Genomic DNA, 14,828 nt, shown 5'->3' with positions numbered 1-14,828 from the left:
AACGTCATCAAACATCGATAATATCCAATCTCGATTAATTTTAATTACATATTTCAAATCGAAAAATTATTTGTAATTTCAGTGCTTATTTTAAATTCAAATGAGCAAATCCATTTCTCCTTTTACCCGAGAACAATTACTTCCTCAGGAAGAAACATTAGAGATTTTCAAAAAAAAAGGAAACCTATTTATTGGTATTCCCAAAGAAACCTATTTTCAGGAGAAGCGCGTCTGCTTAACTCCTGATGCTGTGTCTGCTTTAGTCTCTAATGGACATCGCGTCATGATTGAAGCTGGGGCTGGGGATGGTGCAAACTTTAAGGACAGAACCTATAGTGAAGCTGGCGCCGAAATAACAAAGGATACCGCCAAAGTCTTCTCCTGTCCTATCATTTTAAAAGTTGAACCACCATCGTTAGATGAAATTAAACTTATCAATCCGCAGACTTTATTGATTTCAGCCCTGCAATTAAAAACACAAAGCAAAAAATACTTTGAAACTTTAGCCACTAAGCGAATTACGGCTTTGGCATTTGAATTTATCAAAGATGATGATGGTTCATACCCTGCCGTGAGGTCTTTAAGCGAAATTGCCGGGACAGCCTCCATCCTTATTGCAGCCGAATTGTTATCGAACATTAATGGTGGTAACGGATTGATGCTTGGAAACATTAGTGGCGTACCCCCAACAGAAGTCGTTATTATTGGCGCCGGAACCGTGGGTGAATTTGCCGCACGTTCCGCGATAGGTTTGGGTGCAAATGTCAAGATTTTTGACAATTCCATTACCAAACTAAGATCGGTGCAATCCCATTTGGGCAGAACGCTTTACACCTCTACCTTACAACCAAAAAATTTAATCAAGGCCTTGAAGCGTTGTGATGTAGCGATTGGTGCAGTAAGAGGCACCAACAGAGCACCTGTTGTGGTTACTGAGGCTATGGTAAATTGTATGAAAGCTGGAGCTGTCATTATTGATGTCAGTATTGATATGGGCGGATGTTTTGAAACGAGTGAGGTCACTACTCATGATAAACCTACCTTTGAGTATAACGGGATTGTTCATTATTGTGTGCCAAATATTCCCGCACGATATTCCCGATCGGCCTCTGTATCAATAAGTAATATGTTTACACCTTATCTTTTGAAAATTGGAGAAGATGGCGGTATAGAAAATGCTCTGCGATTTGATCGGGGTTTAAAAAATGGATTGTACTTTTACCACGGTATTTTAACAAGTAAATTGGTTGCCAATTGGTTTGACTTAAAATACAGCGACGTCAATCTTTTAATTTTTTAACAATGAAATTTATCCATCGTGTCGGCTATTATATGGGCGGCTTTTCCATAGGTTTAATTATTTTGTTCTTTTTCTTGAGTGGTAAAAAAACCTCCTGTGCCTACAGTCCCAATGCGAGGACAACTAAGAACATCTCCTTAAAGAAAAAAGACTTTTCTGAGGATGCGCAATTTGCCATGCGATCGTTTGAGATGGATACGATTGTTGTTTCCGATATGATCAAACATGGCAATGTCAATTTTTCAGAAAGCGACACCAAAAACAAAACTTGCAAAACCTATATCATTACAAACAGTTATAAAGAACAAAAGTTCAAAATGCAGGTTAAAAACTGTGATTCTTTAGTCACTGTAGAATCAATCGTTCCTTATAAAAAATAAATGAGCCACAGGAAAGTTCTGTGGCTCAGTGCCAAACTTCAAAATTTTATTGTGACTTATCTCAGCACTATTTTTTTGGTGATTTATCCATCGTGTCGGCTATTATATGGGCGGCTTTTCCATAGGTTTAATTATTTTGTTCTTTTTCTTAAGTGGTAAAAAAACCTCCTGTGCCTAAAGTCCCAATGCGAGGACCACTAAGAAGATCTCCTTAAAGAAAAAAGACTATTCTGAGGATGCACAATTTGCCATGCGATCGTTTGAGATCGATACCATTGTTGTTTCCGATATGATCAAACATGGGAATGTCAATTTTTCAGAAAGCGACACCAAAAACAAAACTTGCAAAACCTATATCATTACAAACAGTTATAAAGAACAAAAATTCAAAATTCAGGATAAAAACTGTGATTCTTTAGTAACTATAGAATTGATCGTTCCTTATAAAAAATAACAGAGCCACAGGAAAGTTCTGTGGCTCAGTGTCAATCTTCAAAAGTTTATTGAACTTATCTCAACACTATTTTTTTGGTTATCACCTTCTGATTATCGACCAATTGCAGTAAATAAATCCCTGAAGCAAACTCTGATAAATCGAGAGTTTTATTATAACTCTGATGGTCATTGATGCTGATCGCTTCATTATATAGTGATTTACCAGAAAGGTCATATAAATGGATACTGGATGCATTGGACAGTCCAGATATTTTTATATGAACCTCACCATCAGTTGGATTTGGATGAATAAGAAAATCTATAGCCTCAGTATCTTCTATTGTAACACTGTCACCAATAACTTGTGAATTTACACAATTTCGGACGTTCACCATAACGCTATCCGTATCAGAATCTAAGTCATGGTATACCATAACTGAGTATTCTGTGTCTTCATCTGGGCTTACCGTTATACTTTTGGTGGTTTCTCCAGTGCTCCATAAAAACTCACTATTGGCAGGACCTTTTGCAGTTAGAACGGTTGTTTCATCTAAACATATTGCTACATCATCACCTGCATTGGCGACCACTTTTTCATAGACATTTACCTTAATGGATTGTTCTGAAGAGCAATCATTTACATGTCCAACAACATCATAAGTTTTAGTTTTAGTTGGACGAACGGCTATATTTGGCTGGGTTGCCCCATTGCTCCATTTATAACTATTCGCCCCTCTCGCTGATAATGTTATAAACTCTCCCTCAAGGATATCAGCTTCTGAGCCATTTATGATAACCACTTTTGGTTGAGGGCTCACCGTAACAATGGCTTCATCCGTCCCTGAGAAATCTCCAACATAGGCAGTAACAGAATACTTGGTGGTTGTTTTAGGATTCACCTTTATACTTGCAGTCGTAGCACCTGTGCTCCATAAGTAACGTTCGCCACCAGTGGCAGTCAAAGTGACCTCTCCGCCTTCACAGACATCTTGATTACCACCCGCCCTAGCGACGACCGCTTCAGGTTCTTTAACGGTAACTTTAACAGTGGAAGTTGCTTCACAGCCATTCTTGATTCCCGTTACGGTATAAGTTTTGGTTGCTGTGGGATTCACGGTAATACTCGCACCCGTAGCACCTGTGCTCCACTTATAAGTGCTAGCTCCCGTTGCAGTTAATGTTGTGCTTTCTCCTGAGTAGATCGTAATATTATTTCCAGCATCTACAGTTGGCAATGGATTAACCGTTACCTTGACCTCATCCGTATCAGAATTAGTCCCTGTGCTATCATAAGCTGTAACTGTATAGGTCGTGGTCGTATTTGGCGTTACACTGATACTTTCAGTTTTAGCTCCCGTACTCCAGAGATAGCTAGAACCTCCAGTGGCAGTTAAGGTTACGCTTGCACCTGCACAGATCGTTTGGTCCGCACCTGCATCTGCAGTCAAGCCTTCAGGATTTATTACTGTAACCCTTACCGTGTCCGAGGCTTCACAACCATTGGTCGTTCCAGTTACCGTGTAGGTCTGGCTTGCGGTGGGACTCACCGTTACTGTGGCACCAGTGGTACCTGTGCTCCACTTATATGTAGTGGCTCCTGTTGCAGTTAATGTTGTGCTTTGTCCTGAATTGATCGTGATATTGTTTCCAGCATCTACAGTTTGTAATGGGTTAACCGTTACTTTGACCTCATCCGTATCAGAATTAGTCCCTGTGCTATCATAAGCTGTAACTGTATAGGTCGTAGTCGCATTTGGCGTTACACTGATACTAGCAGTTTTAGCTCCCGTACTCCAAAGATAGGTAGAGCCTCCAGTGGCGGTTAAGGTGACGCTTGCGCCCGTACATACATCCATATCCTGTCCAGCGTTGGCAAATACTTCCTGGGCCACTGCCACAGTTATAGAGGCATTACCTGAACAGCCATTGCTACCTCTAGAACTAACCGAATATGTTGTCGTTACTTTTGGACTCACAGTAATGGATTCGGTAGTTTCACTAGTACTCCATTCGTAATTATCGCCTCCAATGACTGTAAGTGTTGTTGATTCTCCTTCAGAAATAATGATATCCCCAGTAATTGTAAGTACTGGTACATTCTCGACAAAAACGCTAACGTCATCTGTATTAAAACAACCATTATTACTCACTTCAACGCTATAAGTTGTTTCTGCAGTTGGATTAACTTCTATCGAAGCTGTCGTAGCACCGGTACTCCATAAGTAAGATGTTCCCCCAGTAGCTGTGAGCGTGGTTGTTTGGCCAAAACATATGGTTTGATCTTCTCCTGCACTTGCAACCGGTATAGCATTAACGGTAACAGTAACACTCGCATCATCTGATTCATCATTGTCATCTGAAACGGTAACCTTGTAAGTTGTTGTCGTTTCTGGAGATACTACAATACTCTTAGTAGTTTCTCCTGTACTCCAAACATAATGTGTACCACCAGTTGCGGTGAGCGTAGTGGTGTCACCTAAGCAGATGTCAGTGTCTTCGCCAGCGTTGGCTTTAACGCTGGCGTCTACCGAAAAAACGGTGACTGAGTCTTCAGCTTCGCAAGAATTAGTGGTCCCAATAACCGTGTAAATTGTAGTAGTCGTGGGACTAACTTCTATACTTGCTGTAGTCTCCCCTGTACTCCACAAATAAGAGGCTGCACCCGTTGCGGTTAAGGTTGTCTTGTCGCCAATTTTAATGGTTACATCCGATCCTGCATTGACTTCTGGAAGGGAATTGACTGTTACCGTAACACCATCGGAATCAGAATTATTTCCTGTACTATCGTAAGCAGTTACGGTATAAGTAGTGGTTTTATCTGGGCTAACGGTAATGCTTGCAGTTTTAGCTCCGGTATTCCAGAGATAGGTGGAACCTCCTGTGGCGGTTAAGGTGGTGGTTGTGCCTTGGCAGATGCTAACGTCTTCGCCTGCATTGACAGATAGTTTAATAATATCTTGATCTGCCTCTACAACCCACATCATTGGATAATCATTGTTCATCCATTGGGAATTGTGCCAATTACTTGCAAAAATCACTTTAGTACCATCTCGGTTCGGTACTGGATGTACCTCATGATTATATGGAGATTTAGATCCATCAAATTTTGTATGGTGTTGACCAAATCGCTCAATAGTTTCTGAATCATCTAATCGAATTGCAAAAATTTCTTTAGGAGCAGCGTAGACTAAGGGATCATGAGCCTGTTGATCTGTTGAAATATAAGCCCAACCCGGTCTTTTCAAATTTCGAGTACTTACGTGGGCACCCGCTATACCTCTGTCACCTGGCTTCCAAGCACTCCTCCAAAGCCCTTTAGTAAATCCATTATCCAGTCTTGTATATGAAAGGGAGTGTCCCTGATATCTTCCAACGGAAACATAAACCTCGTTACCAGTCATATCGTATCCTATATCGGCATGTGCTCCAAAATCCAAAAGATGCACTTCATTCTGCATTTTTCTATTATAGGATTTTACTCCTTGATGGTTTCCTGAGCCGTTCGTATAATACCGAATTACAACAAATTCACCAGATTGAGATACGGACGCCCAATCCATTGGAGCAGATCCTATATATTTACTACCAACAGTATAATCATTTAAAATATCATAAACTAAGATTGTTTGATTCTTACCATTAGTACCAATTAACGCAATCCATCTATCATCATTTGAAAGATTACCTTCACCATAACCAATAGAAATTTTTTCATACTCAGAAAAGATTCGTAAAACAGTTTCCTCATTGGTATCAATATTATTTTTATAGAATTTATTTTGAGCAGTCTCAAAAGTAACCTTTGGATCAATGTTGGACCATAGAGATTTAGGATTTGCAATGCGTAAGACTTCATATGTGCTTCCATCCAAAATTTTTGCGTATGAACCGTCTGTCTTTATCAGACTGCCATCCGCATTCCATGGCTGGTTTTTAGAATAATTGTGTCTCAAGGTCTTGCAATCACATCCAAAAACATCTTTATCACTTATTCTAGTTATTTTATTCCCTGTTAAAAGATCTTTTACTGGAACCAGATAATTTGGTGTGTTATTGGGTGGTTGGTAAGATTCCCATTGAACATCATGAAGGTGTTCATCTAGGGGATATGTCTGTGCATTTAATTTAAAAAAGAATAAATGGCATAAGCTAAAACAAAATACAAATAATGAACGGTCTATAAATAGACATAATGAATTAGGGGACTTCATGTACAATAAATAATTTGGGGTTAATAAAACACTATCAGGTTAAGAAATGGCAATTTATAAAATTAGTTTAGATATCAGTCAACCAACTTAAGATAATGGATGAAATGCACAAAAAAGTAGGTATTTTCTTTGTTATACTATATAATTTTATTGTCAGAAAAATTTTGATTGCCTTTCACCCCAAAATCCAACAAAAAAAAATATCCACTGATCCATAGACTTAATTCGTGCCCCATTTTATTTTTTTATTAGGATATTTATTTAATCCCATATTTCCATATTAAATATGTTGTTAACCAAAAAAGAACAATGTTGATCAAAATTGGCTTGATTATTAATACTACAACAATTCTGTCCTAAATGAATATTAGGCACAATAAATTTACCGATTGTACTGGCTTAAACACTTCATTTCATAGATTTTCAAAAAAGAACCCCTGACATACTTAATTGGTGGAGGTTGATCTTTTGTAAATGAACTGTCGACCCAACTTAGCAGTTCTACCTTTACAAAAAGATTGAGTTTAAAAAAGCTACTAGATTAGATAAATACCAAGCGTGCTTTGCCTGTCCTTTCAGCACTTTTAAAATCAGTATCGTTATTAATGCTGTCCAAATCTGTGTCATTAACGTATTTTGGCTTGTGCCTATAAAAGACTTTTTTTGCAACTGCTGTTTTATGTCCCTAAAAAACATCTCTACTTCCCACTTGGCTTTATAAAGTTCAGTCATTGTGTTTGCTGTCCAAGAGATTTGGTTAGTGATAAATTCTATAGTCTGCTGGCTTTGCTCATCCATAAAGGGATTCTATGAAGCTTTTTTGAATATCTCTTTTTGGTCATATTCCTCTTGAGTTAAATGATTGCATCTTTTAGCATATATTGATGTCTGTTATCGGCGAACTCTAATTCTTTCAATGTACTGAACATAATGTTATTCTTGGGTCGCACCACAAAATAAACCACGTTGCTGTCCCAGACATTTAGGAGTTAGATTTACCATAAGAGGATCTGGTTTTGTCTTACAACTCAAAGATATTTGAGATACTTAACTTTATCATCTTATATTTAAAACGTTTAGGACGCTATTGATATTATAAAAAAATTATCCACTGTTGAATATTCAATTTTAAAATGATCTTAAATAATATAGAGAACAATAATAAACCATTATAACTTTTTTTCTAATTGCATAATTAGAGGAAAAATATCTGCTTATACTTAATGTAGCGTCTTGAATAGGAGTTAGATTAACGGTTTGCATTGATTCCTTAAAGAAAAAAAATATTTGAACTATCACTTATTAGCTATGTTTTGTAAACCCTGTTAGATTTAGTAATTTGGAGATTACCTTTGGAATTTCCGGATTTCGCAATTGTGCCGGTCGCTACATGGTCGTTCCTGATTGGTGCTATTGCATTTAAAACTAATGAATCTAACTTTTCGATGGGGTTAGTTGTTTTTAAGGCATAATGGCGCGTTGTGGATGGATAAATTATCCGTCCGACAGGGTACAACTTGTTGTGGGACTTGGTATTGTCAAAAATTTATCTTCCATATATCCTCAGTTCGATCTAAGGTAATAGCAAAAAAGAGCTAACTGCCTTTTGCTTTCTGTTTCAAAGTAATACTTGGTTTTTTTTCTTGAAAAGAAGCAATTAGACTGGCGACCAAATTTGTAATAAAGTTGCCAAAACTCCTATGTCTGTAATGTTCTGCTTGGGCAATGTTCTTTCTTTGGTCATTAATGGTTTCTTTGACAGAGCGTTTTCTTAGCAACATCTTATCCCTTATGGTCATCATTACGTTGTTCATGTTGTACCAGGTGCAGACACTGTTAGGACAACAGGAAGCATGTTATTTTAAGAAATAACCTTTGTCACCATATAGGCTGCCGATTATCTTCTCTAAAAAGTTTTCCTCTTTTAAAGGCGTTCTGTTATCCACATTGGTCTGGGTTATGACAAAGTCGAGAAGTTCTCCTTTGTCGTTTATAATGATATGGAGCTTAAAGTCATATAATCAGACTATTGTTGATTTGCCTATGGTGGCTATGTCCTGAAAAACCTTGTTCTGCGTTATCTGCTCATTGCCACAGACACGGATGGGCGTAGAATGCTCAAATGGGATCCATGTACATTCACAAAGACAACATGTCTTCATATATAGGGTCAACGGGAGTATACTGGATTGCATAAGTTCAACAAAACGGTTGCAAGAAACAGTATTCGGGAACTCTTCCCCGAGCTGGCCATGAACGTAATGGATATAAAAGTGCTTGAAGGTTCGAATATCACTCAAATGGAACAGAACAGTAAGGGGAACTATCTTACTGGTTGACATCGTAGATTTGCGTTTGCTTGTCATTTTTCCTGTGGATAGCTGCCTCTTTTGTAGTGCAGGATTAAAAACAAAGCAAAAATCTTCGATAAACAGAATATTTCAGTAAATTTATCTTTAAAAATCATAGGTAGAATATCTTTTAAAATATTCAAGTCCAGAGCTTTAGTACGCTCAATATCCTGATTTTTTTACGTAGAACTTACGTTATACAAGCTTTATGAGAATTGTAAATTCGAATCTGAGATTGGAACTCTCATCCTGTTTCCAATGTACAATGGAAATTCCTAAAATAATGATCCTTTCAGACGGCAATTAACTTCAAAGCCGACCGTTGCAAATGGACACGGGCAGAACCAAAAGACTGAATTATTGAATATGGCTCTTCAATAAAATTGTCTTTAGGGATAATGTAAAAAAAATCGTTCAGATTGAAAAGAATTTTATTCTTCCAATCCGAACGAAATAACAAAGACCTTAAAAGTATTTAATGGCAACTAAGTGAAGATAATAAGGAAATTAAAGAAACTACCTTAACAGAATCTTTTTAGATATAATTTCATTATTATCTATTATCTGCAAAAGGTAAACTCCAGGTTCAAAATTAGATAAATTCAATATTTTAGTATAATTTAATTGTCCATTAAAGTTTATATCCTCGCTAAATAAAGATTTCCCGGAAAGATCATATAAATTCATTTTCATTAATTCAGAAATTCCTTTAAATTTAACGTTGAGTTCGCCTTCAGTAGGATTTGGATATACTAAAAATGAACCTATTTCAGGATCTAATTTTTCGTGGGACATATTAAAGATTTCATTATCTGAATTAACATTAGACATTACAATTGGCCCCCCGCCTCCTCTGCTTGATGCAATTTGATCTGACAATACAGTAACCGTTACAGTATCATAAGATTCATAACCATGCGTATCACCTTTTACGTGATATATAGTGGTTTTTTTAGGACTGACCATAATACTAGCAGTGTTCTCGCCAGTATTCCATTCGAAATTATAAGCATTAGAGGCTCCTAATATAACACTTTCCCCTGATTTTATTGTGACATTATTACCTGCACTTACAGGAACAATGGTGACATATACTTCATCTGTGTCAGAATTCTCACCTGAATTATCAAAAACAGTTACCGTATATTTTCTGGACGTAGTAGGATTTATCCAAAGATTTTGAGAGGTAGCTCCTGTATTCCATAAATAGGAAGCACCACCTGAGGCTCTTAAATAGGTACCTACTCCCAACACAACACTCTGGTCTCCACCTCCATTGGCAACGACTTTTGTTGAACTAGTTACCACAGACTCATCAACAGTTACCCTGACCGTATCAGAAGATTCGTATCCATTAGTATTACCCCAAACTCTATATGTTGTAGTTTCTTCAGGACTGACGGTGACAGTAGCAGTACTCGCACCAGTGCTCCATTCATAACCATACGCATTAGAGGCTTCTAAAACAATACTTTCACCGGCCTTGATTGTAACATCATTACCAGCACTAACAGGAACAATAGTCACAAAAACTTCATCTGTATCAGAATAATTACCGGTACTATCAAAAACAGTAACTGAATATTTACGAGAGGTTGTAGGATTTATCCAAAGATTCTGAGAGGTAGATCCTGTATTCCATAAATAGGAAGCACCACCTGAGGCTCTTAAATAGGTTCCTACTCCTAATACAACACTCTGGTCTCCACCTCCATTGGCAACGACTTTTGTTGAACTACTTACCCCTGACTCTTCAACAGTTACCGTGACCGTATCAGAAGATTCATAGCCATTAGTATTACCCCAGACTCTATATGTTGTAGTTTCTTCAGGACTGATGGTAGCGCGAGCAGTTTTCTCACCAGTGCTCCATTCATAATCATAGGCGTTAGAGGCTTCTAAAACAATACTTTCCCCAGTCTTGATTGTAATGTCATTACCAGCACTAACAGGAAGAACAGTCACATTCACTTCATCTGTATCAGAATAATTACCGGTACTATCAAAAACAGTAACTGTATAATTACGAGAGGTTGTGGGATTTATCCAAAGATTCTGAGAGGTAGCTCCTGTATTCCATAAATAAGAAGCACCGCCTGAGGCTCTTAAATAGGTTCCTACTCCTAATACAACACTCTGGTCTCCACCGCCATTGGCAACGACTTTAGAAACTTCCGAAATAACTGTTAATTCTGCTTCTTCTTCAATGCCTCCGTCAGCACTTTTAAATATGATATCAACTTTTCCTACTGAAATAGGTGTTACAACACCATTAGCATCAACAGTTGCAACATTATTATTATTTGAACGCCAAATACCATTTTTATTAGTAACGTTTTTTGGTTCAAATGCAACAGTCAACTGAAGAGTTTTCTTCATGGATAGATTTGCAGACTCTGGTGATATTTTGAGAGACTTCACAGCTATATTGTTGCTATTTTGAGCTGTCTCTACAACCCACATCATTGGATAATTATTCCTCATCCATTGGGAATTGTGCCAATTACTTGCAAAAATCACTTTAGTACCATCGCGGTTTGGTACTGGATGTGTCTCATGATTATATGGAGATTTAGATCCATCAAATTTTGTATGGTGTTTTCCAAAGCGCTCAATAGTTTCTGAATTGTCCAATCGTATCGCAAAAATTTCTTTAGGAGCATCGTAGACTAAGGGGTCATGAGCTTGTTGATCTGTTGAAATATAAGCCCAGCCCGGTCTTTTTAAATTCCGAGTACTCGCGTGTGCGCCCGCAATGCCTCTGTCACCAGGTTTCCAAGCACTTTTCCAAAGTCCTTTAGTGAATCCATTATCAAGTCTAGTATATGAAAGGGAGTGCCCCTCATATCTTCCAACGGATACATAAACCTCGTTACCCGCCATATCGTAACCTAAATCAGCATGTTCAGATGAATTTATGAGATGTACTTCATTCTTCATTTGCCTATTATAGGATTTCGCTCCCTGGTACTCACCCCCACCACGATTATGGTATAGAATTACCACAAACTGACCGGACTGCGAAACTGATACCCAATCCACTGAAGCTGTCCCTATAAATTTGCTGCCAACAATAGCATCATTTAAGATATCATAAACCAAAACCGTTTGATTATTTCCATTAACACCAATAAATGCTATCCATCTATCATCGTTTGAAAGATTTCCTTCACCATAGCCGATAGAAATTGTTTCATATTCAGAAAAGATCCTTAGAACAGTTTCTTTGTTGGTATCAATATTATTCTTGTAAAATTTATTCTGAGCAGTCTCAAAAGTGACCTTTGGATCTATGTTGGACCAAAGTGACTTGGGGTTTGCAGTACGCAAAACTTCATATGTGTTTCCATCCAAAATTTTAGCGTGTGAACCGTCCGTCTTTATGAGGCTACCGTCAGCATTCCATGGCTGATTTTTCGAGTAATTGTGCCTCAATGTTTCACAGTCACACCCAAAAACATCTTCATCACTTATTCGCGTAACTTTATTTCCGGTAACAGGATCTGTGAACGGAGACAGGTAATTTGGGGTATTCTTAGGTTGCTTATAAGATTCCCATTGAATGTCATGAATATTTTGATTTGAGGGATAGTTTTGCGCATAGGATTTAGAAAAGAATAACTGACAGGCAAAAATTATAAAAAATGAACAGAATAAATGTAAAGACTTCATGGATGTTGATTATTTAAAAAATTACTATAACAATATTAATACGAGAACGTTGAATGTCCGTCTAAAAAAGTTCAACGATCGATGAATTAACTATATTTGATTGAAAAAACGTACAAATAAAAATATTTTTCGTGGATATATAATCGTTTTAACGTATATTCTTATCGTTTCATCTGATAACTATTAACCTATATACTCCTTAAAATACTTTTTGGATGTTTTAAAATGAAAATAAAATTATACTACGAGCATTTCATGATAAAAATGTGTCATTTCGTCTAATATTAAAACTGAATTCAAAATAATCACATTAATAATTATACTTTAGTCCCCCAAATATAATATTAGAGTTATCAATTTAATGTCAAAAAAGCACAAAGTAGCATTCGTTATCTCAGGCTTAAATGCCGGTGGAGCCGAGCGCGTCGTATCTAATTTAGCTAATGAACTAGTCAATTCCTTTGACATTACAATCATATTACTATATAAATGTACGCCCTTCTATAAATTGGACGAAAGAATATCGATTACTTACTGCACTGAATTATACAATCCAAAACCGAAAGCTTTTCAATCTTTAAAAAACCACTTCAAAATCTTTTCATCGGTTCTGAAAATTTTAAAAGAAAATCAAATAGACTTAAGTATTGGATTTATGACAACTTCCAACATTTACCTTTCCATTGCATCAAAATTAAATGGAAAACCTTGTATCATCAGTGAAAGAATTCATCCTGATCATCGTCAACTAAATATTTTTTGGCAAAAATTAAGACATTTCTCTTATCAATTTTCGCAGGTTTTAGTAGTTCAAACAGCATCTATAAAAGAATATTTTGAGACTTTTATGGATTCAGAAAAAATTATAATTATAAAAAATCCATTAGCCACAGAATTAATTGCAAAAAAAGAAACTTACAACTCAAGAGAAAATATTATTTTAAATGTTGGAAGTTTGACTGTACAAAAAAATCAAGATTTGCTTATCAATGCATTTTCAAATGTTGACAATACTGACTGGAAACTTGTATTGGTCGGAGATGGCGAGCTAAAGAGTCAATATCAAGACCTCATCTATTCACTAAAATTAGAACAAAAAGTAACATTAGTAGGCAACGTCAACAATGTTGAAGACTACTATAATAATGCAAGTATTTTCGTATTTCCATCTCGTTATGAAGGGTTTCCTAATGCTTTGACAGAAGCTATGTACTTTGGTTTACCCTGTATTTCTACCGCGTGTCCTTCAGGACCATCGGAAATTATAAATTCTGGTATAAATGGTTTTTTGATTCAAGTAGAAAATCAACTAGAATTAGAAAATAGATTAACTACCCTTATGATAGATGAAAACTTAAGGAAGAAATTCAGCAAAAGAGCCATGGAAAGTACTACTGAGTTTCTGCCTCAAACAATAAATACAGATTGGAAAAATATCATTAACCAAATCTTAACTTAAAACATGGATTTCAAAGAGTTTATACCGACCTACAAAGCATCAAACGTAAAGGAGGAATTTGAATATCGCTTTACAATTTTTACTCCTGTATATAATAGAGAAGATACTCTTCATAGAGTATTTAGTTCTTTGAACAATCAAACTTTTCGAAATTTTGAATTGGTTTTGATCAATGATGGATCTACTGATCGCTCTCATGAGGTAGCATTAGAACTTTTGAAGAACGCTACGTTTGATGTCAATTATATAAACAACATAGATAACCAGCATAAAATGGCGTGCTACTTTCAGGCGATAAGCCTTGCAAAAGGTGAATTCTTAGTTATTTTAGACTCAGATGATGAATGTGTAGAAAATGCTTTGTTCTTATTCGATGAAGCCTATATATCAATACCCTCTGAAAAAAAGAAATTGATAAGTGGGGTGACTGCTTTATGCATGGACGCTTCAGGAAATATAATTGGTGATAAGTTTCCTGAAGATCAGTTCTACAGTAATTCCTTTAAACAGGAACTTTATTACCCAAATGAGAAAGAGAGATGGGGATTTACAAAAACTGAAATCTTGCGAAACATTACTATTAACCCCAATATGTTTTCTAGAGGTCTAATTCCTGAAGGTCTGATTTGGATGTTCATTGCTAATCAAGGATTTAACACTTTATATGTTAATAAAATTGTGAGAGTTTATTACACAAACACCCACAATAGATTGTCCATTAAGGATCATGAAAAAAATTCTTTCGGCCAGGCTGTATATTCATTTTCCGTTTTAAATTGGTTTTCTCGAAATTATTTTTGGAAACAACCAAAAATTTTTCTTAGACGAATCTATACTCTTTTACGAGCCGCCCATTATCTACCCTATAAAAAGCACGACTATATCCGTGCTCTTCCCAATCGAAAACTAAAGATTATTTTTATTGTAGGTTGGCCTTTTAAACATTTATTGAGATAAATAACCTTGAATATAATTCAAAAAAAAGTTTGTAATGAAGAACAAGAAGTACTGATTCATAAG

Annotated in this window: 8 protein-coding genes and 1 pseudogene; 5 read left to right on the top strand and 4 right to left on the bottom strand. The window is 36.4% G+C overall.

Going from position 1 to position 14,828, the window contains the following annotated elements:
- Positions 1-100 precede the first annotated feature (100 nt).
- The 3 genes from ESZ48_RS14260 to ESZ48_RS14250 all read left to right on the top strand — a co-directional run bounded on the left by ESZ48_RS14260 (position 101) and on the right by ESZ48_RS14250 (position 2,134).
- Positions 101-1,300 carry an alanine dehydrogenase gene (locus ESZ48_RS14260; protein WP_129018176.1) on the top strand — a complete coding sequence of 400 codons (1,200 nt, stop codon included), beginning with the start codon at positions 101-103 and terminating at the stop codon, positions 1,298-1,300.
- A 2-nt stretch (positions 1,301-1,302) separates the two neighbouring features.
- On the top strand, positions 1,303-1,680 hold the full coding sequence (locus ESZ48_RS14255) for a hypothetical protein (protein ID WP_129018175.1): 378 nt from the start codon (positions 1,303-1,305) through the stop codon (positions 1,678-1,680).
- Between the two features lie 250 nt (positions 1,681-1,930).
- Positions 1,931-2,134 (top strand): hypothetical protein, encoded by a 204-nt coding sequence (locus tag ESZ48_RS14250; RefSeq protein ID WP_129018174.1) that lies wholly within the window; start codon positions 1,931-1,933, stop codon positions 2,132-2,134.
- Positions 2,135-2,189: 55 nt separating this feature from the next.
- Here the strand turns inward: ESZ48_RS14250 and ESZ48_RS14245 are convergent, their stop codons facing one another.
- From ESZ48_RS14245 to ESZ48_RS14230, 4 genes and pseudogenes are all read right to left on the bottom strand, one after another.
- Positions 2,190-6,068 carry a T9SS type A sorting domain-containing protein gene (locus ESZ48_RS14245; RefSeq protein ID WP_190246273.1) on the bottom strand — a complete coding sequence of 1,293 codons (3,879 nt, stop codon included), beginning with the start codon at positions 6,066-6,068 and terminating at the stop codon, positions 2,190-2,192.
- A gap of 765 nt (positions 6,069-6,833) precedes the next feature.
- Positions 6,834-7,124 carry a transposase gene (locus ESZ48_RS14240; RefSeq protein WP_129018172.1) on the bottom strand — a complete coding sequence of 97 codons (291 nt, stop codon included), beginning with the start codon at positions 7,122-7,124 and terminating at the stop codon, positions 6,834-6,836.
- A 765-nt stretch (positions 7,125-7,889) separates the two neighbouring features.
- Positions 7,890-8,793, bottom strand: a pseudogene (locus ESZ48_RS19860) (IS982 family transposase).
- A 400-nt stretch (positions 8,794-9,193) separates the two neighbouring features.
- The gene (locus ESZ48_RS14230) at positions 9,194-12,349 is read right to left on the bottom strand and encodes an Ig-like domain-containing protein (RefSeq protein WP_129018171.1); all 3,156 of its coding nucleotides are present in this window, start codon (positions 12,347-12,349) and stop codon (positions 9,194-9,196) included.
- A 361-nt stretch (positions 12,350-12,710) separates the two neighbouring features.
- Here ESZ48_RS14230 and ESZ48_RS14225 point away from each other — a divergent pair, with 361 nt between their 5' ends.
- Both ESZ48_RS14225 and ESZ48_RS14220 read left to right on the top strand, forming a co-directional pair.
- Positions 12,711-13,808: a glycosyltransferase family 4 protein gene (locus tag ESZ48_RS14225; RefSeq protein WP_129018170.1), complete on the top strand. Its 1,098-nt coding sequence runs from the start codon at positions 12,711-12,713 to the stop codon at positions 13,806-13,808.
- A 3-nt stretch (positions 13,809-13,811) separates the two neighbouring features.
- The gene (locus ESZ48_RS14220; RefSeq protein WP_129018169.1) at positions 13,812-14,765 is read left to right on the top strand and encodes a glycosyltransferase family 2 protein; all 954 of its coding nucleotides are present in this window, start codon (positions 13,812-13,814) and stop codon (positions 14,763-14,765) included.
- Positions 14,766-14,828 lie beyond the last annotated feature (63 nt).

Origin of the sequence: Gelidibacter gilvus (assembly GCF_004115975.1) — a bacterium.
GTDB lineage: Bacteria > Bacteroidota > Bacteroidia > Flavobacteriales > Flavobacteriaceae > Gelidibacter > Gelidibacter gilvus.
Note: the sequence above shows the minus strand (reverse complement) of the source record. Positions and strands in the feature narration are given on the sequence as shown.

What these genes read in the sequence shown, in the direction of transcription:
- ESZ48_RS14230 (WP_129018171.1), bottom strand. Translation starts at nt 12,349, where the DNA reads ATGAAGTCTTTACATTTATTCTGTTCATTTTTTATAATTTTTGCCTGT.
- ESZ48_RS14250 (WP_129018174.1), top strand. Translation starts at nt 1,931, where the DNA reads ATGCGATCGTTTGAGATCGATACCATTGTTGTTTCCGATATGATCAAA.
- ESZ48_RS14260 (WP_129018176.1), top strand. Translation starts at nt 101, where the DNA reads ATGAGCAAATCCATTTCTCCTTTTACCCGAGAACAATTACTTCCTCAG.
- ESZ48_RS14240 (WP_129018172.1), bottom strand. Translation starts at nt 7,124, where the DNA reads ATGGATGAGCAAAGCCAGCAGACTATAGAATTTATCACTAACCAAATC.
- ESZ48_RS14220 (WP_129018169.1), top strand. Translation starts at nt 13,812, where the DNA reads ATGGATTTCAAAGAGTTTATACCGACCTACAAAGCATCAAACGTAAAG.
- ESZ48_RS14255 (WP_129018175.1), top strand. Translation starts at nt 1,303, where the DNA reads ATGAAATTTATCCATCGTGTCGGCTATTATATGGGCGGCTTTTCCATA.
- ESZ48_RS14225 (WP_129018170.1), top strand. Translation starts at nt 12,711, where the DNA reads ATGTCAAAAAAGCACAAAGTAGCATTCGTTATCTCAGGCTTAAATGCC.